At 33.7% G+C, this 23,521-nt stretch carries 25 protein-coding genes and 1 riboswitch; of the genes, 16 read left to right on the top strand and 9 right to left on the bottom strand.

The window, feature by feature from the left end:
* Positions 1–26 precede the first annotated feature (26 nt).
* A complete protein-coding gene (locus GM3708_RS01335) occupies positions 27–803 on the bottom strand; it encodes a DUF2092 domain-containing protein (RefSeq protein WP_066343399.1) in 777 nt (258 codons plus the stop codon).
* Positions 804–1,112: 309 nt separating this feature from the next.
* Here GM3708_RS01335 and GM3708_RS01340 point away from each other — a divergent pair, with 309 nt between their 5' ends.
* The 3 genes from GM3708_RS01340 to serS all read left to right on the top strand — a co-directional run bounded on the left by GM3708_RS01340 (position 1,113) and on the right by serS (position 3,895).
* Positions 1,113–1,616, top strand: a complete 504-nt coding sequence (locus tag GM3708_RS01340) for a DNA-processing protein DprA (RefSeq protein ID WP_066343405.1) — start codon at positions 1,113–1,115, stop codon at positions 1,614–1,616.
* A 230-nt stretch (positions 1,617–1,846) separates the two neighbouring features.
* The gene (gene psb29 / locus GM3708_RS01345; protein ID WP_066343406.1) at positions 1,847–2,512 is read left to right on the top strand and encodes a photosystem II biogenesis protein Psp29; all 666 of its coding nucleotides are present in this window, start codon (positions 1,847–1,849) and stop codon (positions 2,510–2,512) included.
* Between the two features lie 90 nt (positions 2,513–2,602).
* Positions 2,603–3,895 carry a serine--tRNA ligase gene (serS, locus tag GM3708_RS01350; RefSeq protein ID WP_066343407.1) on the top strand — a complete coding sequence of 431 codons (1,293 nt, stop codon included), beginning with the start codon at positions 2,603–2,605 and terminating at the stop codon, positions 3,893–3,895.
* On the opposite strand, the gene GM3708_RS01355 is transcribed toward serS, so the two are convergent.
* The 6 genes from GM3708_RS01355 to GM3708_RS01380 form a co-directional block, all read right to left on the bottom strand.
* The gene (locus GM3708_RS01355) at positions 3,889–4,320 is read right to left on the bottom strand and encodes a hypothetical protein (protein WP_066343408.1); all 432 of its coding nucleotides are present in this window, start codon (positions 4,318–4,320) and stop codon (positions 3,889–3,891) included. The genes serS and GM3708_RS01355 overlap by 7 nt on opposite strands.
* Before the next feature lie 32 nt (positions 4,321–4,352).
* A complete protein-coding gene (locus GM3708_RS01360) occupies positions 4,353–5,450 on the bottom strand; it encodes a cell wall metabolism sensor histidine kinase WalK (RefSeq protein ID WP_066343411.1) in 1,098 nt (365 codons plus the stop codon).
* An 11-nt stretch (positions 5,451–5,461) separates the two neighbouring features.
* Positions 5,462–6,217, bottom strand: coding sequence for an SDR family NAD(P)-dependent oxidoreductase (locus GM3708_RS01365; protein WP_066343413.1), 756 nt, complete (start codon positions 6,215–6,217; stop codon positions 5,462–5,464).
* Between the two features lie 86 nt (positions 6,218–6,303).
* Positions 6,304–7,599, bottom strand: coding sequence for a histidinol dehydrogenase (hisD, locus tag GM3708_RS01370; protein WP_066343415.1), 1,296 nt, complete (start codon positions 7,597–7,599; stop codon positions 6,304–6,306).
* A 94-nt stretch (positions 7,600–7,693) separates the two neighbouring features.
* Positions 7,694–9,355 carry an AarF/ABC1/UbiB kinase family protein gene (locus GM3708_RS01375; RefSeq protein ID WP_066343417.1) on the bottom strand — a complete coding sequence of 554 codons (1,662 nt, stop codon included), beginning with the start codon at positions 9,353–9,355 and terminating at the stop codon, positions 7,694–7,696.
* Positions 9,352–10,683 (bottom strand): sensor histidine kinase KdpD, encoded by a 1,332-nt coding sequence (locus GM3708_RS01380; RefSeq protein ID WP_066343424.1) that lies wholly within the window; start codon positions 10,681–10,683, stop codon positions 9,352–9,354. The genes GM3708_RS01375 and GM3708_RS01380 overlap by 4 nt, the downstream gene beginning before the upstream one ends.
* Before the next feature lie 180 nt (positions 10,684–10,863).
* On the opposite strand from GM3708_RS01380, the gene fbp reads away from it, so the two are divergent.
* From fbp to GM3708_RS01425, 9 genes are all read left to right on the top strand, one after another.
* On the top strand, positions 10,864–11,898 hold the full coding sequence (gene fbp / locus GM3708_RS01385) for a class 1 fructose-bisphosphatase (RefSeq protein ID WP_066343426.1): 1,035 nt from the start codon (positions 10,864–10,866) through the stop codon (positions 11,896–11,898).
* 78 nt (positions 11,899–11,976) lie between these two features.
* A riboswitch (guanidine-I (ykkC/yxkD leader) is annotated at positions 11,977–12,098 on the top strand.
* Positions 12,099–12,168: 70 nt separating this feature from the next.
* Entirely contained in the window at positions 12,169–13,326 is a 1,158-nt protein-coding gene (gene speB / locus GM3708_RS01390; RefSeq protein WP_066343428.1) for an agmatinase, read from the top strand.
* 5 nt (positions 13,327–13,331) lie between these two features.
* Positions 13,332–13,943: a glutathione S-transferase family protein gene (locus GM3708_RS01395; protein WP_066343431.1), complete on the top strand. Its 612-nt coding sequence runs from the start codon at positions 13,332–13,334 to the stop codon at positions 13,941–13,943.
* 101 nt (positions 13,944–14,044) lie between these two features.
* Positions 14,045–14,272, top strand: a complete 228-nt coding sequence (locus tag GM3708_RS01400; RefSeq protein ID WP_144439259.1) for a hypothetical protein — start codon at positions 14,045–14,047, stop codon at positions 14,270–14,272.
* Between the two features lie 9 nt (positions 14,273–14,281).
* Positions 14,282–14,635: a hydrogenase maturation nickel metallochaperone HypA gene (gene hypA / locus GM3708_RS01405; RefSeq protein WP_066343434.1), complete on the top strand. Its 354-nt coding sequence runs from the start codon at positions 14,282–14,284 to the stop codon at positions 14,633–14,635.
* Positions 14,636–14,817: 182 nt separating this feature from the next.
* Positions 14,818–15,525, top strand: coding sequence for a hydrogenase nickel incorporation protein HypB (hypB, locus tag GM3708_RS01410; protein WP_066343436.1), 708 nt, complete (start codon positions 14,818–14,820; stop codon positions 15,523–15,525).
* A 74-nt stretch (positions 15,526–15,599) separates the two neighbouring features.
* Complete coding sequence (locus GM3708_RS01415) at positions 15,600–16,652, top strand: ABC transporter substrate-binding protein (protein WP_066343437.1); 1,053 nt, start codon at positions 15,600–15,602, stop codon at positions 16,650–16,652.
* Positions 16,653–16,801: 149 nt separating this feature from the next.
* Positions 16,802–17,635: an ABC transporter permease gene (locus GM3708_RS01420; RefSeq protein ID WP_066343439.1), complete on the top strand. Its 834-nt coding sequence runs from the start codon at positions 16,802–16,804 to the stop codon at positions 17,633–17,635.
* 28 nt (positions 17,636–17,663) lie between these two features.
* Positions 17,664–18,440 (top strand): ABC transporter ATP-binding protein, encoded by a 777-nt coding sequence (locus GM3708_RS01425; RefSeq protein ID WP_066343440.1) that lies wholly within the window; start codon positions 17,664–17,666, stop codon positions 18,438–18,440.
* Positions 18,441–18,527: 87 nt separating this feature from the next.
* Here GM3708_RS01425 and GM3708_RS01430 read toward each other — a convergent pair whose 3' ends face one another.
* Positions 18,528–19,421 carry a LysR family transcriptional regulator gene (locus GM3708_RS01430; protein WP_066343441.1) on the bottom strand — a complete coding sequence of 298 codons (894 nt, stop codon included), beginning with the start codon at positions 19,419–19,421 and terminating at the stop codon, positions 18,528–18,530.
* A gap of 115 nt (positions 19,422–19,536) precedes the next feature.
* On the opposite strand from GM3708_RS01430, the gene GM3708_RS01435 reads away from it, so the two are divergent.
* From GM3708_RS01435 to GM3708_RS01450, 4 genes are all read left to right on the top strand, one after another.
* The gene (locus GM3708_RS01435) at positions 19,537–19,914 is read left to right on the top strand and encodes a hypothetical protein (RefSeq protein WP_066343442.1); all 378 of its coding nucleotides are present in this window, start codon (positions 19,537–19,539) and stop codon (positions 19,912–19,914) included.
* Between the two features lie 66 nt (positions 19,915–19,980).
* Positions 19,981–20,463 (top strand): DUF2808 domain-containing protein, encoded by a 483-nt coding sequence (locus GM3708_RS01440; protein ID WP_066343445.1) that lies wholly within the window; start codon positions 19,981–19,983, stop codon positions 20,461–20,463.
* Positions 20,464–20,778: 315 nt separating this feature from the next.
* Positions 20,779–21,147 carry a cupin domain-containing protein gene (locus tag GM3708_RS01445; protein WP_082713968.1) on the top strand — a complete coding sequence of 123 codons (369 nt, stop codon included), beginning with the start codon at positions 20,779–20,781 and terminating at the stop codon, positions 21,145–21,147.
* Entirely contained in the window at positions 21,131–22,105 is a 975-nt protein-coding gene (locus GM3708_RS01450; protein ID WP_082713970.1) for a DMT family transporter, read from the top strand. The genes GM3708_RS01445 and GM3708_RS01450 overlap by 17 nt, the downstream gene beginning before the upstream one ends.
* Positions 22,106–22,134: 29 nt before the next feature.
* Here the strand turns inward: GM3708_RS01450 and GM3708_RS01455 are convergent, their stop codons facing one another.
* On the bottom strand, positions 22,135–23,403 hold the full coding sequence (locus GM3708_RS01455; RefSeq protein ID WP_066343450.1) for a cytosine deaminase: 1,269 nt from the start codon (positions 23,401–23,403) through the stop codon (positions 22,135–22,137).
* Between the last annotated feature and the right edge of the window lie 118 nt (positions 23,404–23,521).

Below are 23,521 nucleotides of genomic sequence, written 5' to 3' on the forward strand. Positions count from 1 at the left end.
AGTTATAACAATTATGGACAAGTGATTTAAGGAAATGGAGGTAACATTTGAATTTGAACATCATCTTTCATCGGTTTAAAGATAAAAGTTTCTTTGGGGATAGAAGATTCAAAATTCCAGTCAGAAAATAACACCGTATATTGAGGAGAGTTCGGTAATTTTTTATAAGTAAGAAGGATTTTAGAAATTAAAGGAGGTTCGGTTTGACTAATCCATAATTGTCCATCCCAATCTTCTGTGACAATTAAAATATGGTCATTTTCCACTCGATTAACTAAATCACTTCCAATATATAAAGGATCTTCCGTTGCCGATTCTAAAACATTGCAAGGATTGTTAACTAACAAGTTAGACATGGGAATGGTAAAGCCATGTTTTTCCTCAATATTATTAACTAATTCATCAAGGGTAGCAGGCGCTTTTTTCGTGGCAAAGACTTTGAGATCAGGGGAAAATAAAGTAAAATTCTTACCATCATAGTAAAAATGTTTGTTACCTTGATCTCCCACATAATCAGTATGTAAAAAATTTGGTTTTTGAACTTCTACTTTCTGATAACCGCTATATTGAACTTTTGATCCCGATTCTAAGACATTATCATAAGTAATATCCATTGTTACAGTGAAAGAAGACTTACTTTTGAGAAAATCACATACTTGGGTTAATAATTTATCAGTAGTTATAGATGATGTTTGACTCGACGATGTTGTATCATCCTGATTTTGAGCTTCTACTTTTTCGCTGAGAGTAAAAGTAGTTATCAGGCTTATGATCAACACAAAAAAGATATGAGGATTAATCATAGTATAATTGTCAACCAAATTGTATTGTTGAGTGAAGAATTTATTTCTTTACCTGTTTAATTCCTTGCCCTTGTATTTATTTTCACCAGTGAATTTCAGTTTTAGTGCAAAATCTAAGTTTATTTTCCAGATTTGCGAATGGGGAGACAATTATGATTTGTCAATAAATTCTCCTACTGAACAATTTTCCCAAAATATTACTGAAAATAGCAAAAAAATTTACAAATTGTAAAATAAATAAAAAATATGGGATCATTCACGATCATTTGTTACAATAACATGGGAAATGTAAGGATAAATTAACAGTCTTTGAGTCAATCACTAGAAATTCCTAAACTCGATACCTTGGCACAAGAATTAGCAGCTATTCAGCAAACAAGCTCGAAAAAAATAGCTTTGCTAGGTTCTCGCCATGTTCCAATTACTCATCAGCATTTAATCGAAATGATGAGTTATGCACTTGTGTTAGAAGGCAATAGAATCATTACTTCTGGGGCGGCTGGAACTAATTCAGCGGCTATTAGAGGGGCGATGCGTGCCGATCCTAATTTACTGACAGTAATATTACCTCAAAGTCTAGCTCGTCAACCAAGAGAATCTCAAGATCAACTAAATCAGGTTATTCACCTAGTGGAAAATCAAGATCACGATCATCTCTCGTTAGGGGAAGCTAGTGCTATTTGTAACCGTGATATTATTTCTCGTTGTCAGCAGTTGATTTGTTTCGCTTTTCATGATAGTCATACTTTAATGCAAACTTGTGAAGAGGCTGATGAACAACGAAAATTAGTAACTCGATTTTATTTTGATTAATGGTGCAATCGGTTTCATGCAGGAGGCTTAAGGCAAAACGATCAAATTTTGTCTTGTCTCGTGCTTGATTTGTTTTTTTGGCGATTTCATAAAAACGATTTATGGAGTTGCTCATAGGTTGAAATAAAAATATAAATAGAGAAAATGATTCTATGAGTCATTAGTAAGGGATAAAGATGTGAGATAATTAAGTATTGTTAACAAAATTATCAACTTATTTATTATATTACGTGGATAAACTTCGTACCGTTTCGGACACTAAAAGAAATTTTTATCAACATCACAATCGCCCCATTAATTCTATTTATCGCCGTGTGGTAGAAGAATTAATGGTAGAAATGCACTTGTTATCTGTTAATGTTGATTTTCGTTCTGATCCTGTTTATTATTTGGGTGTATGTCAGAGTTTTAATCAATTTATGAATGGTTATACTCCAGAATCTGATAAGGAATCAATTTTTAGGGCATTATGCCAGTCTATGGGTGATAATCCTGATGAATATCGTTATAAATCGGACACTTTACTTAATTTTGCCACTCAAAAATCCCCTCAAGATTTAATTAACTGGTTACTTTCTCCTGATAATGATAATGGTATGGATGCCGTTGCCGATCATTGGCGTTATGCTTTAGATAATCCTAATTTTAAATATAGTCGTTTATTTGCCATTGGGTTTTATAGTTTATTGGAAAAAAGTGATTCTGAAATTGTCAAAGATGAAACTAAGTTTTCTGAGCTAATTAAACCTTTAACTGATAAATTAAATTTACCTATTGATAAACTTAAAAAAGACTTAGAGTTATATCGTAGTAATATTGAAAAAATGACTCAAATGCTTATCGTATTAGCTGATACTCTTGAAGCTAGTAAGAAAAAAAGACTAGAAAAAAATTAGGAATTAGGAATTAGGAATTAGGAATCAATAAATATTCTACTTTTTCCTAGTACTCTATTTTTTTTATTTTATTATTAATTATTTATTATCATGTTGGATTTAAAAAGAATTAGGGAAAATCCTGATGAAGTTTTAAAATTATTACATCAACGCAATACCGATTATCAATTAGGGGCAATTCTCGATTTAGATACTAAACAAAGAGAAATGCAATCTGTAAGAACAGAATTACAAGCTAGAAGTAATGAAATTGGTAAGATTATCGGTGAAAAAATGCGCCTTAGTGGTGCAAATCCTCAAAGTGAAGAAATCAAAACTTTAAAAGAGGAGGGTAATAATGTTAAAACTAGATTAGCACAGTTAGAACCTGAAGAAAGAGAGTTAAAAGCTAAAATTGACGCTTTATTGTTAGAATTGCCTAATTTACCTTCACAAACCACTCCTATCGGCAAAAATGAAACGGAAAATATTGAGGTAAGACGCTGGGGTGATGAGTTTATTCCTGATGGTAGTCATATTCTTCCTCATGGGGAAATTGGCGAAAAATTAGGCATTATTGACTCAGAAAGAGCGGTAAAAGTCGCTCAAAGTCGTTTTGTTGCTCTTGTTGGCATGGGTGCGGCTTTAGAAAGAGCTTTAATTAATTTTATGCTCGATCGCCAAATAGAAGCAGGTTATATTGAAGTTATGCCACCTGTGTTAGTTAATAGTGAAGCATTGCAAGGGACAGGACAATTACCTAAGTTTGCGGAAGAAAGTTTTAAGTGTGAAAATGATGATTTATGGTTAACTCCTACTGCGGAAGTGCCTGTAACTAATTTTTACAGTAGAGAAATTTTGGAAGCGGAAAAATTACCTATTTATCATTGTGCTTATACTCCTTGTTTTCGTCGAGAAGCAGGAAGTTATGGGCGAGATATGCGCGGTTTAATTCGTTTACACCAGTTTAACAAAGTCGAGTTAATTAAATTAGTTCGCCCTGAAACAAGTGCCGAAGAGCATGAGAAGATGGTAAATAATGCAGAGGCGATTTTACAGGCTCTAAAATTACCTTATCGAGTGGTGGATTTATGTACTGGAGATTTAGGTTTTGGTGCGGCTAAATGCTATGATTTGGAGGTGTGGTTGCCTTCAGCGAATACTTATCGAGAGATTTCCAGTTGCTCAAACTGTCATGATTTTCAAGCAAGAAGGGCTGATATTCGCTTTAAAGAAAAAGGTAAAAAAGGTACGGAGTATGTACATACTTTGAATGGCTCAGGTTTAGCCGTCGGGCGTACTATGGCTGCTATTTTAGAGAATTATCAACAATTTGATGGTAGTGTAAAAATTCCTGAAGTATTACAGCCTTATCTTAAAACGGATATTTTAAGTGCTTATTGACAATATCTATCCAGCAAAGAAAGTACTAAATTATAACCATCAGGGTGAGTTTGTACTGCATAAGCTTCGGCTTCTAAATGTCGTCTTAAACCGTTGTTATAATGAGTGAAAAAAGGACGACTAACATTAGGAGGTGAAAAAGGTAAATTTAATGCTCTGATTTCTCCTTTTCCTCCACATAATTGTGCGGCATGGGTGGCTTCATGAATTAGAGTAGGTAAAGCAATACCTAAATCAAAGACTATGGGTGAAATGTAAATAGTGCGGGTTTTTATCTCCAACAAACCATAGGTGCTTCTCACCGAAGGAGATTCAATTTTAACCGTGAAATTATATTTTTCTAACCTTTGTTTTAATTCACTAAATTCAGGAGATAATTGACTATTGGCAACCAAAAAAGAAGCAATAAAAGTATTAATTAACATATTCTTTATTTTTGAAAAATTTGAGTAAAAATTTATCCTAAAGGTAAGCAAAATCGAAAAGTTGTACCTTTATTTATTTCACTATCTACCTCTATTTTTCCTCCTTGTAACTCCACAAGTCTTTTTGCGATCGCCAAGCCAATACCACTACCACCAGAATAACTTGAACGAGAACGATCTGCACGCCAAAATCGTTCAAAAATGTGTGGCAAATCATCAGCAGAAATACCAACTCCAGTATCAATCACCGCTATCCAAAGATAAGGAGGTTTAATTTCTGTTTTCAGGGTAATAGTGCCATTTTCTGTATAACGAATAGCATTACCAATTAGATTAACCAAAATTTGTTGAGTACGATCACGATCGGCTATGATATTTGGTAAAGAAAGGGGACTATCAAGGGTTAGAATAGGACCATCTTCTAAAAGTTGATCAGAAAATCTATCAACTAAAGACTGTAGTAAAGGATATAAATTAAAGGATTTAGCATTAATAGAAAGATAACCAGCTTCTGCTTTTGATAACTCCTGTAAATCTCTAGTTAAACGCTCTAATCTTCTTGTTTCATTCACTAAACTTGAATATAATTCCGAAGTTGCCTCAATATCTCCTGCGGCTAATTCTTCTAAGTATCCTCTAACTACCGTTAAAGGAGTTCGTAATTCATGGGTTAAGTCACTAACTAATTCTCTTCTTCTAATTTCTACATCCTCTAAACCACTAGCCATACGATTAAAACTAACACTAAGTTGATTTAATTCAGGAATATCACTTTCTGGCATTCTTTCTTCCCAATTTCCCCCCGCAAAATTTTGGGTTATATCCTTCATTTTATCCAGAGGTTGCATAATTCTTCTACTTAAACAATAACTTAAAAATCCTGCCGTACCACTACCTACAATTAATGACCAAAAAGTACTACGATTCCATGCTATTTCAAAACCCTCTATTAAGTAAGTTTTAGCAGATCTTACTGTCATAAAACCTTTTTTTTCTAACTGTTCTAACCGTAACATGAAAAATTGAGGTGAAGAAAATTTAGCGATAAAAACAAAAGTGCCTAAACCCACCATCATTACCGCTAAATGAGACAGAAACAGTCTTGTTGCTAAAGTTAATTTTTGATTCATAATTTTGAATCTTACCAAGGAAGATCACTACCATCCCAACTAAAAAATTTACCGTTATCTTGAATAGTAATATTATTAATTACTGATAATAATTGCTGAATGCAAAGATTAACCGAAAAAAGTTTTTCAGGTGGAACATTTTTTTGGAAAGGGGCGGATAATTGAGTATTAGTTGTGCCTGGATGTAAAGCAATAACTGCAGTATTTTTGCTAACTCTACTATATTCAATGGCAATATTTTTAATTAACATATTTAAAGCCGCTTTCGAGGCACGATAACCATACCAACCACCAATTTTATTATCTTCAATACTACCAACTTTAGCGGAAATTGTCGCAAAAATACTTAATTCTGGATGTTTAAATAAAGGTTGTAAATGTTTAGCAAATAAAGCTGTAGGAATTGTGTTAACTTGAAAATAACGTAATAAATTATCGGCATTAAGATGCTTTAAACTTTTTTCTGGTTGTAAATTTTCCTCATGTAAAACACCAACACAGTTAATCACTAAATGTAATTTATCTATTTGAGATTTAATAATATTAGTTACTTCTTGAATATCATTTTCCAAGGTAACATCTGCTTGAATAATAGTTAATTTTTCTGGATTTAATACCTTTAAAGACAATAAATTTTGCGCATTTTTTCCTGTACGATAAGTAGCGAAAATATGCTCTATATTATTATCATTAATTAATTCTTTTACAAACCCATTGCCAATACCTTGACTTGCACCGATAATTAGGATATTTTTTTTAGTTGCCATAAAAGAAAATTATTTAATTATTTTCAAACCAATTTTCTAAACCTTGCTGTAAGCCTTCTTCTTTAGCTTATCCACCCAATTTTCAATTATTTTAGCTTTCTATATTTAACGGAATTACCGTGAGATGGTAAACCCTCGGCTACGGTTAAATCCATAATGGCTTGAGATACTTTTTGTAAAGCTACGGGGCTATATTCAATTAAGCTAGAATATTTCATAAAAGTTTCAACTCCTAAAGCCGAAGCGTAACGAGCTGCACCAGATGTTGGTAAAGTATGATTAGGTCCAGCTAGATAATCTCCCACAGCTTCAGGGGTAGAGTTACCTAAGAATATTGCTCCTGCGTGACGAATAGATTCTACCAATTCCCAAGGAGATTCGACTTCTAATTCTAAGTGTTCGGGGGCGAATAAATTTGATAATTCTGCGGCTTGAGTTATGTTTTCGGTGAGGATAATTACCCCATAATGGGCGATCGCTTTTTCGGTTAAAGTACGACGGGGATGATCTTCTAATTGTCTCACCACTTCTAATTGGACTTTTTCCGCTAGATCACGATTATCCGTAATTAAAATTGCCGCCGCCATCGGATCATGTTCTGCCTGTGCTAACAAATCAACAGCTACATGCACTGGATTTGCCAATTTATCGGCGATAATTAATACTTCACTAGGTCCTGCTAAGGAATCAATGCCCACAGTGCCATAAACTTCCTTTTTCGCCAAAGTGACATAAATATTACCAGGTCCTGTAATAACATCAACTTTGGGAATAGTATTCGTACCATAGGCTAAAGCTGCGACTGCTTGGGCACCACCAACACGATAAATTTCTGTTACTCCTGCTTCACTGGCGGCTACTAATACCGCAGGATTAATTTTTCCATCTTGACTAGGAGGTGTAACCATTACAATTCTGGGTACTTGAGCAACTTTAGCGGGAATTGCATTCATTAGTACCGTACTAGGATAAGAGGCTCTGCCCCCAGGTACATATAAACCAGCACGATCTACGGGGGTATAACGTCTTCCTAAAACAACATTATCTTCTGCAAACTGTACCCATGATTTCGGTACTCTTTGTCGGTGAAAAGCCTCAATTTTTTTCGTTGCTAGTTTGATAGCTTTTAATAAATCTCTCGAAATTTGTTGATAAGCCGCATCAATTTCCGACCCACTCACCTTTAGATTTTCGAGGGCAATAGTTTGACCATCAAATTTCTGAGTATATTCTAATAAAGCCTCATCTCCACGTTTTCTCACCGTTTGAATAATGTCTTTTACGATGGCAGATTGTGTTTCGATTTGCTCATTATGAGTGCGATCGCTAATGCGTTGCAATTCTTGTTTTGCTTCGACTTGATCCGTTATTATTCGCAGCATTTAGATTCTATCAAACTAAATAAACCTTAACTATTTTGTTTATCATAGCAGTTTTCTTAAAAGTATTGGGAAATAGTTAATTACGAGTTTTTGTTTATTTTAATAATTTTTCTGATACCGTTAAAATGATCAATGATCGCAGTAAAAGAAAAGTAAATAATCCTGTCAAACCGAATAAAATAACAGCCCATGAGTGATAAATAGTTGAAATGAGAAGGATGCCATTGAGTAAAGAAAAGCCAGTTAAACAAGTATAAATTAGAACTTTTATTGCTAAATAAAGACTTTTGCTAATCCTTTCATTTTCCAGAGAACGTATTCTAATTTGTAATTCACCTTGTTCTAATTTTTCTTGAAAATTTTGAATAGTCGTTTCTAAGGGTGATGGTTTTTGAAACTGTTGCTGAAGAAAAAGTTTTCCTTGACGAGCAAGTATTAATAATATGTTGTTAGATGCACTAGAGCGAGTAATTCTGCGGAAAAAAGGTTGACTAGCGGATAGAAGGCTATATTGTGGATCTAAATTACGTGCAATACCGTCAAGAGTAGTTATGGCTTTGATAATAAAAGTCATTTGAGGCGGTAAACGGAAGGGTTGTTGCTCAAACATAATGTAAATTTCGGTACTAATTTCTCGAAAAGCATTAATATCTATAGGTTTATCAAGAAAACGTGCTAAAGAAAAGCTGATTAACCTTTTTATAGCCGTCATATCTCCGACAGGCTCAATTAAACCCATATATATTAATGTATCTAATACCTGATCTGCATCTTTTCGTAGCATAGCAAAGAATGTTTGTACCATTTGCTCTTGTGCTAATCCTTTTACCTCTGCCATCGCACCGAAATCATAAAAAATTATAGATCCATCCTTGTTTACTGCCATATTGCCCGGATGAGGATCTGACTGAAAAAAACCGTCTTCTAATAGTTGTTTTAAATAAGTACAAATTCCTAATTCAATTAAAGGTTTTAAAGGAATATTTTTAGATTTTAAGGTTTCTTTATCATTAATTTTTATACCGGGTAAATATTCTAATGTTAATATTTTTTTAGTAGTATATTGCCAATAAACTTTTGGGACAATTATTCTAGGATCATCCTGAAAATTATAACTAAAGCGTTCAGCATTTTCTCCTTCTTTTATATAATCTATTTCAGCAAATAAAATCGTAAAAAATTCTTGATATATTAATTTTAATTCATATTTTTTAAATCCGGGTAAAAAGCGATCACCTAAATTAATGAAAGTTTTTAATACATGAAAATCGAGTTTAAATAATTTTTCTAAACCCTTTCTTTGTACTTTAATAACAACTTTTTCACCTGTTTTTAAGACTCCTAAATGAACTTGTCCTAAACTAGCGGCGGCAATAGGTACTCTTTCAAATTCTTCGTAAATATTATCTAATTTTTCTCCTAATTCTTGTTCAATAATAGTGATGGCATCTTCAGATAAAAAAGGAGGAACACGATCTTGTAGTAAGCTAAATTCTTCTATGTATTCTAAAGGAATTAAATCAGGACGAGTTGATAATGCTTGACCAATTTTGATAAAAGTAGGACCTAGTTTAATTAATTTTTGTACTAACCATTTTGCTCTTTTATGATATTGACGACTAGAGTTATTTCTGGTAATAAAATCAGTAAATATAAACCAAGAAAATTGTAATGCTACGAGAAAAATATCCCATTGACGCTGAAAAGGAGAATAATTTTGGTAATCCCAAGATAGATTATATTGCAAAGATCTCATTCATTAGATAGTTGAGGAAAAGTAATGGTAAAAGTGTTTAAATAATTGTTTGATTTCTTGATAAAAATACTAGAAACATCAATTATTCCGTTTAAATTTTGTACTAAAGATTTGACTAAAGCTAAGCCCAATCCAGTACCACTGTTTGTAACATTTTCTACTTGTAGTCCTTGATAAAAAGGTTGAAATATTCGTATTCTTTCTTCTTCATTGATAGCACATCCATAATTGCTAATTTCAATAATATTATCAGATTTTTTAGGATAAATTCGTAAAATAATTTCGGTTTTTTCTTCAGAAAATTTACTAGCATTATTAAGTAACTCTTTAATTATTAAATTCATACTATTTAAGTCCGTGTAGATATAATCTTGTTGATTCTCAATGGTTAATCTAATTTGTTTATAGTGTAATTCTTGAGAAAAAAAGTTATACAAATCATCTAATAAAGGTTTAAGATAAATTTTTTGAGGTTCGATAGCTAATTGATTTGATTCTAATTCTTGTAAAGTTAAAAGATTATTAACTAAATTAATTTCTTTTTCACATTCATCTTCAAGAATATCTAAATAACGAATATTTTGTTCTTGTTTATTAATTAAACGTAACATTTTTATCCCCATTTTCATATTAGATAATGGTGTTTTTAAGGCATCACTTAAACTCGCAATAAACTCATCTTTAATCATATTTAAACGTTTTAATTCGTCAATATAATCTCGCATTCTTTTACCTAATTTTGCCTGTACATCTAAACTAACTTGTAGTTGAGTTGTGCGTTCATCTACTAATGATTGAACCTTTTCCACTGTTTGTTGATTAATAATAGATGCAGTAATTTGTTTTGCCATCCATTTTCCTGTTTCTATTTCTGAAATTTGCCACCGTCTAGGTTTATAATTTTCCATCACTAATAAACCAAGAATTAGAGATTGAGAAGGTAAAGAATTTTGAGAATTACGTTGCAAAAAAAGAGGTATAATTAATAAAGATTCAATTAAGTTTATATCAAAAACTTCGATAACATCCTGAGAAATATTAAGATTTTCTAGTTGTTTTCTATTACTAATCTTAGTATAAGAGGGGGCTTGTTGCCAAGCATAATAAGTTAAAGGAGAGTCTGATAATTGATAAGAATTAACTTTTTTTTTATGAAAGTTATCTGAATTTAATTCCCAATTAAAACTAATTTCTACCGTTGCGGATGGAATGGTGTCAGTTTGATTTTGATTAGAAAAATTTTTATACTTAAATCTTAAAATAAAAAAACGATCTAATTTTAGTATTTTTGCTGTTGTAGCAATATCGACATCAAAGATACCATCCATTATTTTATCTTGGGTAAGTATTGACAACTAATATTTATTCTAAAGGAGAATTTATCATTAATGATTAACCATGAAATTTTTAACGAAAAGTAATTATCACAAAGAATAAAAACAATAGAATTTAGTTTGTAAAGGTAAAATGATAATGTTAGCAACTATTTATGAGAAATATCAATGGACATGATCGCACAATCAGAAATAATTATTCCCGAATATAGTCTTGATCGAGATTGTACCACTTTATCCCGACACGTTCTACAACAATTAAACAGCTTTTCTGCCGATGCTCAAGATTTAAGTGCTATTATGAGCCGTATTGCATTGGCAGGAAAATTAATATCTCGTCGTCTCAGTCGTGCTGGTTTAATGGAAGATGTATTAGGCTTTACAGGAGACAGCAACATTCAAGGGGAATCCGTCAAAAAAATGGATATTTATGCCAATGAAGTGTTTATCTCTGTATTCAAGCAAAGTGGTTTAATTTGTCGTTTGGCTTCGGAAGAAATGGAAAAACCCTATTATATTCCTGAAAATTGCCCCATTGGTAGATATACTTTACTTTATGATCCCATTGATGGTTCGTCCAATGTCGATATAAACTTAAATGTTGGTTCAATTTTTGCGATTCGACAACAGGAAGGGGAAGATTTTGATGGTAAAGCAACCGACTTATTACAAGATGGTTCTAAACAAATTGCGGCGGGTTATATTCTTTATGGACCAGCTACCGTATTAGTTTATACTATCGGTCAAGGTGTACATTCTTTTTTTTTAGATCCAAGTTTAGGAGAGTTTATCTTAGCACAAGAAAACATTAAAATTCCTGATCATGGCTCAGTATATAGCGTCAATGAAGGCAATTTTTGGCAATGGAATGATTCTTTAAGGGATTATATTCGTTATGTTCATCGTCATGAAGGTTACACTGGGCGTTATAGTGGTGCATTAGTGGGAGACATTCATCGTATTTTGATGCAAGGGGGAGTATTTTTATATCCAGGTACAACAGACCAACCAGAAGGTAAGTTAAGATTGTTATATGAAACTGCACCCATAGCATTTATTATGGAACAAGCTGGGGGCAAAGCATCTACAGGCACAACAAGAATATTAGATATTGTACCAGAAAAAATTCATCAACGAACTCCTGCCATTTTAGGCAGTAAAAAAGATGTGCAATTAGTAGAATCTTTTATTCAAGATAAAGGTGAATAATTAATTGTTATTTTCGTATCTTTCTATACAGTTATCCCCTAGGGGGGTTTGTTATCCTGTAGCCAACAAAAAAGTAATAAAGAAGGTTTCTAGGGTTCCGATGTGCCTACATGACTGGTCCGAGAGAAACGAGCTACTGACAAGATTTTTTTTTGATAAGGATAAAAGTAGCTACACGGAGGGAGAAAAGCCCGGGAGGATGTGATGGTATGACTGTCACCCTTCTGGGTTTTTTGTTGATCTATAACACCAATTCAAGGAGAATAAATCATGAGTAATCAACCAGAAAGTGAAGCTCAAAAAGCTTTAAAAAAGGAGACTCAACTATCATTCACAGGGTGGCAACAGGAAGTTCAAGACGGTTTAAATTATGGACTCGAAGCGGCGGATAGTATCAAAGATCGGACTATTTCAACTTTCTCTCGTGGAGAATTGCCTCACTATGCAGGTATTAATACTTTCCTAAAAGCACCTTATATCGAAGATGTCCATAAAGTTGGTAACTATGATGTCGCCATCGTCGGTGTACCCCATGATTCTGGTACGACTTACCGCCCCGGTACAAGATTTGGCCCTCAAGGTATTCGCCGTATCAGTGCCTTATATACTCCCTATAACTTTGAGTTGGGCGTAGATTTAAGAGAACAAATTAAACTATGCGATGTAGGAGACATCTTCACTATTCCTGCTAATAACGAAAAATCTTTTGATCAAATCTCCAAAGGTATCGCCCATATCTTCAAATCGGGTGCATTTCCCATTATCTTAGGCGGTGATCATTCCATCGGTTTCCCTACCGTCAGGGGAATTTGTCGTCATTTAGGAGATAAAAAAGTAGGAATCATCCATTTTGATCGTCATGTGGATACTCAAGAAACAGACTTAGACGAAAGAATGCACACTTGCCCTTGGTTTCATGCCACTAACATGGCAAACGCACCAGCCAAAAACCTTGTACAACTAGGCATAGGTGGTTGGCAAGTGCCACGTCAGGGGGTTAAGGTATGCCGTGAAAGAGCTACTAATATCCTCACCGTTACCGACATTATGGAAATGGGGTTAGATGCGGCTGCCGATTTTGCGATCAAAAAAGCAACCGATGGCACTGATTGCGTTTGGATTAGCTTTGATATTGACTGTATTGACGCTGGTTTTGTACCCGGCACGGGATGGCCTGAACCCGGAGGCTTATTACCCCGTGAGGCTTTATATCTACTTAAGAAAATTGTACAAAATACCACAGTTTGCGGTATTGAAGTAGTGGAAGTTTCACCGCCCTATGATGTCAGCGATATGACTTCTTTAATGGCAACCCGTGTTATTTGCGATACTATGGCTCATTTGGTTGTTTCTGGGCAGTTACCTCGCAAAGAGAAACCCTATTATATCCATGAGGAAGCTCAAGTGGTTGATGAGCCTTGGAGTTAAGTAAAATGTACCGTCTCTATGATTTTTTGTCTTCGGGAAATGGTTACAAAATACGGTTGCTATTAAGTCAACTCAAAATTCCTTTTGATTGGATAGAAGTTGATATTTTAAGAGAAGAAACAAGAAAATCTGAGTTTTTGACGAAAAATCCCAATGGTAGAATACCTGTATTAGAAATTTCTGCTAATCAATATTTAGTTGAGTCTAACGCTATTCTTTACTACCTAAGTCAAAATACCTCCTATTTTCCTCATGATTCATGGTATGACGCTCAGGTAATGCAATGGTTATTTTTTGAGCAGTACAGTCATGAACCATATATAGCAACTTCTCGATATTGGTTAATAATTCTCAATCAACCTGAAGAATATCAAAGGGAATTAGAGAAAAAAAAACAAGGAGGATACCATGCTTTAAAAATAATGGAAGCACATTTGCAAACAAGAACCTTTTTTGTCAATGAACAATATACCATTGCCGATATTGCTTTATATGCTTATACCCATGTAGCAGAAGAAGGAGGATTTAATTTACGATCGTTTCCCTCAATTCTTTCTTGGTTGAATCGTATTGAGCAAAAACCTGATTATGTGCCTATAACCCATCGATTCTCATAAAAGTTACCTGTCAATGATTAAATCTATAAATTATCCTAAGAATTAATCAAATATCAGATTAAGACAATGAATATAGAGGACATTGAAAATACGATCGCACAGTGCCGCCCTTGGCGATCAAAGGTATGTTAGGTGTTCAACGAGGCTTACAGGAATCTCAATTAAAGTTACAGGAGTCTCAAATCAAACTCCATGACGAACAATTGAAACTAAATACAGCTTTAGAGCAATTACTAAATCTACATATAGCCCAAGAAATAAAGCAGATTGATTATGAGGAAAGATTGTTACAACTTACTCGCCGAATTGAAAATTTAGAAAAAAGTTAAACTCCTATCATGCACGAAACGGATATGACAAAGGCTCTCATTATGACAGTGAAAGACTGGTATGACTCTCAACCCCAACCCTACAAAATTGATAAGGTTCATTTAATTGTAGGGGAGTTTACTTGTGTTGAACCTGCATCTTTGGAATTTGCCTTTGAGGTGCAAACCCGTAACACTTTCCTTGAGGGAGCAACCTTAGCCATTAAAGAAATTCCCTTAGTTGCCTATTGTCATCATTGCCAAGAAGAATACAAGCCCGAAATTGGTTTGCAGTATTCCTGCCCTAAGTGTAATTCTCCGATGGATGATATTCGCTCAGGTAGAGAGTTAAAGATTGATCGCTTGGAGTATTCTTGTGTTTAATACTGTAGTGTATTTTCGTTTTCTCATTAAATCTTAAAAGTTATGATACTGAGGTTTTAAGCAATAAATAGCTTTGCAATAAATTAACAAAGTTAATAGTTAAAGTCTGCTAAAGCGAATTAAAAAATTAATCACTAATCACTAATCACTAATCACTATTCATTCTTCACTATTCACTAATTATGCACCAAACATTCGATGCCGCTTTAGAAATAAATCTACTCCATGCCAATCAAGCCGGTGCTGATCATAATCGCTCACACTTTGACGAATGGGGTATTACTTGCTTTAACCTCATGAGTAGCCCCGGGGCAGGTAAAACCGCTTTACTAGAAAAAACCCTCGCTCATCTTAATCAAGAGTTAAAAATGGCAGTCATTGAAGGGGATATGACTACAGAATTAGATGCTGATCGACTCCGAGCTTATGATGTGCCTGTTATTGCCATTAATACAGGGCGATCGTGCCATTTAGACTCCAAAATGGTATCGGGAGGCATTCATCAATTAGTGGCTAAATATGACCCTTCTGAATTTGATTTGGTGTGGGTAGAAAACGTTGGTAACTTAGTTTGTCCCGCAGAGTTTGAAGTTGGTGAACATTCTAAAGTAGCTTTATTGAGCATTACTGAAGGAGAAGATAAACCTCTTAAATATCCCATTATGTTTCAAGAAGCTGATTGTTTGCTTATCACTAAGATAGATTTAGCACCACATTTAGACTTTGACTTGGATAAATTAATTAACAATGTCAGACAAATGAATCCTCATGTAACAATTATTCCTGTATCTAGTAAGACAGAAATGGGGTTAGATGAATGGTTTACTTGGGTCAAAAATCAGGTTAACGATCGCAAAAACTCGGAGACAAAAGAGTTTATAACTGTTTAAAAATTTATTAGCAATTATTCAACTCAATTAATTTTTCATTTTGATCAACATTTAATCCTTTGAGAGTTACAACCATGAAACGACGATCGCTCTTATCATATATTGTCATCTTCTTGGCAACTGTTAGCTTAAGTGTAGCTTGTTCTAACCCTGCATCTAACATTCAGACTAATACAGAAACCCCTACAACTCCAAACACTTCCACTGAAACTGGAGTCAGACTGGGTTTTAGTGCTTGGCCTGGTTGGTTTCCTTGGCAAGTAGCAAATGATCAAGATATTTTTGATCAAAATAATGTCAAGGTTGATTTAAAGTGGTTTGATGGCTATCTCGAATCCATTAGCACTCTCAATGCCGAACAAATAGATGCTAATAGTCAAACTTTAGGGGATACCGTTAGTTCGATCGCAGGTGGTGCTGATCAACTCGTTGTTTTAGTTAATGATAATTCTACAGGTAACGATAAAATCATCGTCAGTGAAGGTATTAATTCTGTTCAAGACTTGAAAGGTAAAAAAGTCGCCGCCGAAGAAGGTACAGTAGATCATTTTCTTTTACTTTTGGGCATGAAGGAAGCAGGTTTAAAACCAGAAGACATTGAATTTGTACCATTGGAAACTGGTTCAGCCGCCGCCGCCTTTGTAGCTGGTCAAGTTGACGCTGTAGCGGTGTTTGCACCCTTTACGACTCAAGCCTTAACTCGCCCTAATAGTAAAGAGTTATTTAGCTCAAAAGACTTTCCCGGTTCAATTTCTGATCACCTTGTGTTTACTCGTAAATTTGTGGAGGAAAACCCCGAAAAAGTACAAGCAATGGTGGATAGTTGGTTCGCTACCTTAGACTATATCAAAACTAATCCTGATCAAGCTAATGAAATTATGGCAAAACGGGCAGGAGTTTCCGTTGAAGAATATGGAAAATACGCCGAAGGTACTAAGTTATTTACCATTGAAGAAAATTTAGAAGCCTTTACTAAAGGTGAAAACATGAAATCTCTTGATTTTTCAGCTAAACAATTGAGTAAGTTTCTTGTGGATGTGGGTTTAGCGACTAAAGAAATTGATACTACTACTATTTTTGATGATCGTTTTGTCAAAGCCTATGCAGAAAAAATCAAAGGTAAATAGCAATTATGATTTAAACACCGTGAAACTATTGTAAGAGTGCCTATTCTCATCAGTAAATTTATGTGTTTTTTAGATTTAGCTTGATATAGATGGTTAGCTAACTTTTTGAGACTTAACTAACAACATCATGTAAAAAATGAATAACAATTATGACTATAACCAAAAACATGGACAAAAGTAAAGCAAATATTCTTAACGGTTTTTGGCGTTTATCAGAGGATATTCCTAAACCTCTTTATATAACCCTTACCGTTGCTTCTATTGCTATTCCATTCTTAGTGTGGTGGTTAGTTACTACTCTTGGTAATATTGATCCTAAATTTTTACCTTCTCCTTCAAGAGTTTTAGAAGCTTTTAGCAGGTTATGGAGTAGTGGAGATTTACAAAAAGATACTGTAGCCAGTTTGTGGCGTGTGGGATTTGGTTTTTTCTTTGCGGCATTGTTCGCTATCCCCATTGGGATTTTAATGGGCAGTTTTGCCAGTATTCGAGCATTATTTGAGCCTATTTTTGGATTGATGCGTTATATGCCAGCCCCCGCTTTTATTCCTTTACTAATCCTTTATCTAGGTATTGGGGAAGAACCTAAAATAACCCTGATATTTATAGGTGTATTTTTCTTTAATGCACTAATGGTTATGGATACTGTAAAATTTGTATCAAAAGATTTAATCGAATCAACGTATATTTTAGGGGGTAATCGTTGGCAGATTTTAACTCAAGTGATTTTACCCCATTCTTTGCCCGGTATTCTTGATGCTTGTCGTATTAATTTAGCCGCCGCATGGCAATTAGTAATCGTATCAGAGTTAATTGCGTCAACGGAAGGTTTAGGAAGACGTATTAGTGTCGCAGGAAGATTTCTCAAAACTGATGAAATTTTTGTCGGTTTAATTGTGATTGGAATTATTGGTTTATCTTTAGATTTATTATTTCAATATTTATTAAGAGTTTCCTGTAATTGGTCTAGTCAAAAACGCTAATTTTAATTATAACAAAAAAAAGAAAAATATGTTTATACAAGTTAATAATTTACACAAAAATTTTGATACTAAAAATGGAAAATTATCAGTTCTCAAAGATATTAATATGATCATTGAGGAAGGTGAATTTATTTGTGCTGTAGGTGCTTCTGGTTCAGGTAAATCTACTTTATTACGTCAAATTGCAGGGTTAGATAAGCCTTGTTTTGGAGAAGTAAAAGTTGATGGTAAAACTATCACTGCACCTGGTCCAGATCGAGGAATGGTTTTTCAACATTACACTCTTTATCCTTGGTTAACAGTACAAGAAAATACTGAATTTGGTTTGAAATTACAAGGATTAAATAAAAAAGAGAGAAAGGAAAAAGCTAGTTATTATCTAAGTGTTGTTGGCTTAACTAATTTTGCCAAATCTTTACCTAAAGAATTATCTGGCGGTATGAAACAACGAGTTGCCATAGCCCGTTCTTTAACCTCAGAACCTAAAGTATTACTTATGGATGAACCTTTTGGCGCATTAGATATTCACACTAAAGAATCCATGCACGAATTTATCTTAGATTTATGGAAACGTACTAAATTAACTATCTTTATGATCACCCATGATGTAGAAGAAGCGGTGTTTTTATCTAACCGTATTTATGCTTTAGGTTCTCGTCCGGGTACAGTCAGAAAAGAGATGACTATTAGCTTACCAGAAAGAACCGCTCATGTCAAACGTCATAGTCAATTTCATGACTATCGTGATGAATTAATGGAATTAATGCGATTGCACGGAAAAGAAGCCTTAACTATGGTGGCTTGATTTGTCTAAAATTCAGGAAAACTAGGGTTTTAGTTGTTACGATAAGCCTCTTTTTAATCTAATTCTTGATGGTGTTAAAAAACTTTCTTAAACCCAAGGATCAAGTTTAAATTCTGACTTTAAAAAATTAATAAAACAACTGATTTTAGCAGGATAAAAACGACTACGACGATAAACGGCATTAATAGGAAATGATGTAGGGGGATAATCTTGTAACACAATTTGAAGATCATTTTCATAAATTTTATCACCAAACATCCATACCGGTGCAACGGCAATACCTAAACCTGATAAAATTGCTGATCGAATAGCTATAGAACTATCAGTTTGAAAATATCCTGCAACTTGTACTTTAATTAATCCGTCTTTTCCTTGAAAATGCCACTCATTTCCTGTTGCTAGATTACTATAAATAATACAGTGATGATTAACTAAATCTTCAGGAGTTTGTGGTTTACCAGCTTGATCAAAATAGTCTTTTGTTGCTACCGTTATTCGATAAGTAGTACCAATAGGGTGACTAATCAGAGAATTATCTTGGTGATCGCCAATACGGATTAAAACATCTAAACCTTGTTCCACCATATTCACAAAATGATCTGCCATCACCAAATTGATTTTGAGATCAGGATAATATTTGATAAAAGTATTTAATCTGGGTAAAATCTGCATTTGTCCAAAAAGAACAGAACAACCTATTCGTAAAGTACCTTTAGCTTCTTCTTTTCCCCTCAGATTAGCTTCAGCTTCGGCAACGGTTTCCAAAATTTGCTGACAGTATTGATAATATATTTTGCCCTCTTCCGTTAAAGATAAATTCGTAGTAGAACGAATTAGTAACTGTATACCTAAATATTTTTCTAGTGCAACAATTTGTTTACTAATAGTTGGTTGCGTCGTCTGTTGTTCTCGTGCTACGGCAGAAAAACTATTTAATTCAACGGCTCTAACAAAACTCTGCATACAAGCAAGTCGATCCATACAACAGTTTTACCTCTTCCAAAATGGCATATCTAATATTCTAATTTGCCCACTTCTCAAAAAAAATTAAATAAATTACCATACCGTTATTAATTTCATTGATTTCCCAAAAAAAATGTTAAAGTCAAGATTTTTAGGTACTTTTCTGACTTCTTTAGCCGTTGCCACGGTTATCACGGTGGGAAATGTCGCTATTGATAGTTTTATTCCTCCATTGGAAAATAAGGCGATCGCAGCACCAAAAATGACCCCTGCTCAACAAATTGAAGCAGTGACAAAAAATAAAGGACAAATTGGAGGAGGTGATCAATTGCGTCGCTTTTTCTATGGTGATTTGTTACCTTTAGGGGTACAACCCGGAGGTGCAGGTATGGTGGTGAATCTTTACAACAAAGCCAATGATGTCACCTTTTCTTACTGTGCTACCTATGATGTGGTTGTAGCCGTCAAAAAAGGTAAAGTAACTATGTTTCCCCCTAATGAAGTTAAGTAATTAATACTATCTTCATCAATATCTATTTATTACTTATCAAATTTTATTATTAAGGAGTTTAATACTATGAACCTTCGTTTAATCGCAACTTCTCTTTCTGCTTTAGCTATTTCCACTACTTTTCTCCCCATAATCACTCCCCAAGCACAAGCGCAAATGACCATGAGTTTTACTGCGCCTTTTGTTTCTAACTCAGGTATTGTAGGAGCTTCAGGAGATACGCATTTTATTACTTTAGCGGTAACGGGATTTTCTTTAGAATCAGCTACAATTTCTTTACCAATGGATATGGGGCGTTCAATTACAGCAAAGGCGGTAGATAGAGATGGTAGAGAGATTGCCAGTACCATTGCATTAACTCCGGGTAATGTAACAATTAATTTTGCTCAACCTGTAAAACCAGATAATTATGTTACCATTAGGCTTTCAGGAGTTGATATGTCGAGAATGGGCGGTCGTGTCCTTTATCGTGTAAGTGCTAAGTTACAAGAAATAGGAGAGGAAATCCCCATTGGTTCGGCAATGGTAAGATTAAAGGATCAAACTTAAGTAATGAGGAATGAGAAATTCCTGAGTTCGATATAAAAAAATAGGTGATGAAAGATTTGGAAGATTTGGTAGACACAGGAGATTATGTTTTTGTGAAGGAATAAAATTTTCTCCATCAGCAGAAATATTGGCAATTTTTTTACCTACCCTTCCCTACTACTTGTTCTGCCGTCTTGTCTTCATCATTTTTCTTCTGTCGAACTGAGGTGGGGAATAGGTATCTTGCCATATGATTCCTCATTATATAAAAATTGTTAATTTCACAGTATTACTCCTTCATGCTTTATATTTAATCAAACTCTCATGATAGATAATATGAATAGAAGAATTTTTGCTTTAGAAGACTATACTTGTTCCAATGACCAAAATGCTACGGTGACAGAGATTACTCAGACTGAAAATTCTAGTATTGCCGTATGGTTAGTAAAACCCGGACAAATTGTTCCATCTCATTATCACCCCCACGGGCAAGATAGTTGGATAATGATCAAAGGTACTTTAACCTATTATTTAGGTGATGGTCAAAGTCAAAGTTTAAATGCTGGTGAAATTGCTTTAGCTCAAAAAAATCAGATTCATGGGGCGATAAATAAAAGTAACGAAGATGCTGTGTTTGTCTCTATTTATTCTGCACCAAACATCGGCTATGAAAAAGCATTATTAACAGATGATGAAAACTATTGATAATGTACAAAAAAATTTAAGTCGAGTTTCTACTAAAATATATCTTATTATTGCGGTTTTAATTTTTGGGGCTTCTAACTCCGTTACCACTAAACTTATTGACATTGGTAAATCTCACTTAATTGATGGTCAAAATCCCATTTCACCCTGTAATGTTTTATTTGTGGGTAATCTTTGTGCTTTAGGATTAATGTTCCTGATTTTTCGTCAAGATTGGAAATTTACTACTCTTAAAGTTTTAACTTGTCAAGATTGGATTAGTTTAACCGTTACAGGTATTTTATCAGGGGCGATCGCACCTTGGTTAATTTTCACTGCTCTTGAGAAAACCAATGTAACTAATATTGTTTTAATTGGACGTATAGAACCTATTTTAAACCTAATTTTGGGTGTTTGGTTGTTAAGTTCACGGGTTAATTTTTGGACAATGACAGGCTCTATTGTATCCTTTTTTGGTGTGGTTATAACTGCTTTATTCGCAAGTTCTGGACAGATGATCTCTATGGGCGGATTTCAAATCGGAATTGGCGAAATTTTTGTGGCGATTGCCGCTATTATCTCCTCGATTTCCACCATTATGGGTAAGTTACAATTGAGATCTATTCCTTTAGGAATTTTTATGATTTATCGTAATATACTAGGGACAGTAATTTTTTTTCTCTTAGCCAATTTTCTTTATGGATTAGATCATTTTAATCATGTCTTATCTCCTTTTCTTTGGCAATGGATGTTAATATATGCAGGAATTATTGTTGTATTTGGTCAATTTTGTTGGTTAGCAGGTTTAAAGAATGCCACTTCAACGCAAATTAACTTAGCTAGTTTATTTAATCCTATGGTTGCTATTTTTATGGCTTATTTGATTTTAGGAGAAATTCCTACTATGGCTCAATATTTGGGAGGAAGTTTATTGCTAATAGGAATTATCCTTAGTTTTTTAGGTAATTTACCTCAATAATTAGAGTTTGCTGTAAGATGAGCCTTTTTTTAATCTAATTCTTGATAGTTAGGTAACTCATTTTTTATTATTTTACCATCTCTAATGATAAGACTATCATTTTGATTTCGAGATAATAATTCACTAAAATAACGAGCTTTAAAAACTACTAAATTAGCAGAATAATTTACCCCTATTCGCCCTAACTGTGGTAATCGCATTAAATCAGCAGGAATTTTCGTAACAGAGGTAATCCAGTCGCTATAAGGAGTGTCTAAGTGAGCAATTCTTACGGACTGATTAAACACTTCTAACAAATCATGATCACCGAAACCGAAAAAAGGATCACGACAATTATCACTAGCAAAAGCAACTTTTATTCCTGCTTTTTTTAACTCTTTAACTTTAGTTATTCCTCGCCAAAAAGGAGTTATATTTTCTTTTCTATCTTGCAAGTATAAATTACACATCGGCAAACTAACAATATTAATATTTGCTTCTTTTATTAAGTTAATTGTTTTTTGTACTACTTCTTTTGGTTGCACCGACAAACTACAACAATGTCCACAAAGAATATTACCACTAAAATTAGTTTTAATCGCTATTTCAGCAATTTTTTGCAGACAAATTGAGTCAATTTCTCCGTTTTCATCTGCATGAAAATCTAAATCTAAATTTCTCTCTTTTGCTAGTTGAAAAACTTTCTCTAACTGAATTTCTAATTCTGGATTTGTATAAGCAACTCCTCCTAAAATTTCACCAATTTCTGCCATTTTATCTGCTAATTTTACACCATTTTCTGTTAAAAAATAATCTAAACTAACTAAAGAAACGGCTTGTAAAGTAATTTTATTTTGCCATGCTTTTTGTAATTTTTGCCAAACTTTTAGAGTAATATCGGCTTGATTTTCATGACAATCTAAATGTGTTCTAATAGCGATCGTACCATGAGCATAACTACATTTTAAACCAAATTCCATGCGCTTATATAAGTCTTCTTCATCCCAGAAAATAGCATCTTTTTTTACTGTTTCTAAGGCTGTTTTGAAGTCACTTTGTAAGTTTGGTGATCGCTCAAAAATATGTCCTTTATCAAGATGGGTATGTATATCAACAAAACAAGGCAAAACAATTCCTTTTTGTAAATCAATACCAATGGTATTATTAGAAGCCTTGATAATTTTGATTATTTTTCCTTTTTCAATTTGTATATCACATAAACATAAATTTTCTCTTGTATCAGAAATAAATTGATTATTGACTATCAAACAAGAAGGAATATGAGCATTTTTAAGCCAGTAATTACTATGATTTATCATTAAGTTTTTTTATAAAAATATTAAATGATTTACTAAAAATTTATTGTTTCTTATAAAGGTTTTTATCAATAATTGCCAATGATATTGAGTAATAATTTCAACTGATTGTTATCAATAG

The organism is Geminocystis sp. NIES-3708 (assembly GCF_001548095.1).
In the GTDB taxonomy this organism is placed as follows: domain Bacteria; phylum Cyanobacteriota; class Cyanobacteriia; order Cyanobacteriales; family Cyanobacteriaceae; genus Geminocystis.

What these genes read in the sequence shown, in the direction of transcription:
- GM3708_RS01375 (WP_066343417.1), bottom strand. Translation starts at nt 9,355, where the DNA reads ATGAGATCTTTGCAATATAATCTATCTTGGGATTACCAAAATTATTCT.
- GM3708_RS01450 (WP_082713970.1), top strand. Translation starts at nt 21,131, where the DNA reads ATGATGAAAACTATTGATAATGTACAAAAAAATTTAAGTCGAGTTTCT.
- GM3708_RS01435 (WP_066343442.1), top strand. Translation starts at nt 19,537, where the DNA reads ATGTTAAAGTCAAGATTTTTAGGTACTTTTCTGACTTCTTTAGCCGTT.
- hypB (WP_066343436.1), top strand. Translation starts at nt 14,818, where the DNA reads ATGCACCAAACATTCGATGCCGCTTTAGAAATAAATCTACTCCATGCC.
- GM3708_RS01360 (WP_066343411.1), bottom strand. Translation starts at nt 5,450, where the DNA reads ATGAATCAAAAATTAACTTTAGCAACAAGACTGTTTCTGTCTCATTTA.
- GM3708_RS01430 (WP_066343441.1), bottom strand. Translation starts at nt 19,421, where the DNA reads ATGGATCGACTTGCTTGTATGCAGAGTTTTGTTAGAGCCGTTGAATTA.
- GM3708_RS01395 (WP_066343431.1), top strand. Translation starts at nt 13,332, where the DNA reads ATGTACCGTCTCTATGATTTTTTGTCTTCGGGAAATGGTTACAAAATA.
- hisD (WP_066343415.1), bottom strand. Translation starts at nt 7,599, where the DNA reads ATGCTGCGAATAATAACGGATCAAGTCGAAGCAAAACAAGAATTGCAA.
- GM3708_RS01415 (WP_066343437.1), top strand. Translation starts at nt 15,600, where the DNA reads ATGAAACGACGATCGCTCTTATCATATATTGTCATCTTCTTGGCAACT.
- GM3708_RS01425 (WP_066343440.1), top strand. Translation starts at nt 17,664, where the DNA reads ATGTTTATACAAGTTAATAATTTACACAAAAATTTTGATACTAAAAAT.
- GM3708_RS01335 (WP_066343399.1), bottom strand. Translation starts at nt 803, where the DNA reads ATGATTAATCCTCATATCTTTTTTGTGTTGATCATAAGCCTGATAACT.
- GM3708_RS01445 (WP_082713968.1), top strand. Translation starts at nt 20,779, where the DNA reads ATGAATAGAAGAATTTTTGCTTTAGAAGACTATACTTGTTCCAATGAC.
- GM3708_RS01455 (WP_066343450.1), bottom strand. Translation starts at nt 23,403, where the DNA reads ATGATAAATCATAGTAATTACTGGCTTAAAAATGCTCATATTCCTTCT.
- GM3708_RS01380 (WP_066343424.1), bottom strand. Translation starts at nt 10,683, where the DNA reads ATGGATGGTATCTTTGATGTCGATATTGCTACAACAGCAAAAATACTA.
- GM3708_RS01440 (WP_066343445.1), top strand. Translation starts at nt 19,981, where the DNA reads ATGAACCTTCGTTTAATCGCAACTTCTCTTTCTGCTTTAGCTATTTCC.
- hypA (WP_066343434.1), top strand. Translation starts at nt 14,282, where the DNA reads ATGCACGAAACGGATATGACAAAGGCTCTCATTATGACAGTGAAAGAC.
- GM3708_RS01355 (WP_066343408.1), bottom strand. Translation starts at nt 4,320, where the DNA reads ATGTTAATTAATACTTTTATTGCTTCTTTTTTGGTTGCCAATAGTCAA.
- GM3708_RS01365 (WP_066343413.1), bottom strand. Translation starts at nt 6,217, where the DNA reads ATGGCAACTAAAAAAAATATCCTAATTATCGGTGCAAGTCAAGGTATT.
- speB (WP_066343428.1), top strand. Translation starts at nt 12,169, where the DNA reads ATGAGTAATCAACCAGAAAGTGAAGCTCAAAAAGCTTTAAAAAAGGAG.
- GM3708_RS01420 (WP_066343439.1), top strand. Translation starts at nt 16,802, where the DNA reads ATGACTATAACCAAAAACATGGACAAAAGTAAAGCAAATATTCTTAAC.
- serS (WP_066343407.1), top strand. Translation starts at nt 2,603, where the DNA reads ATGTTGGATTTAAAAAGAATTAGGGAAAATCCTGATGAAGTTTTAAAA.
- fbp (WP_066343426.1), top strand. Translation starts at nt 10,864, where the DNA reads ATGATCGCACAATCAGAAATAATTATTCCCGAATATAGTCTTGATCGA.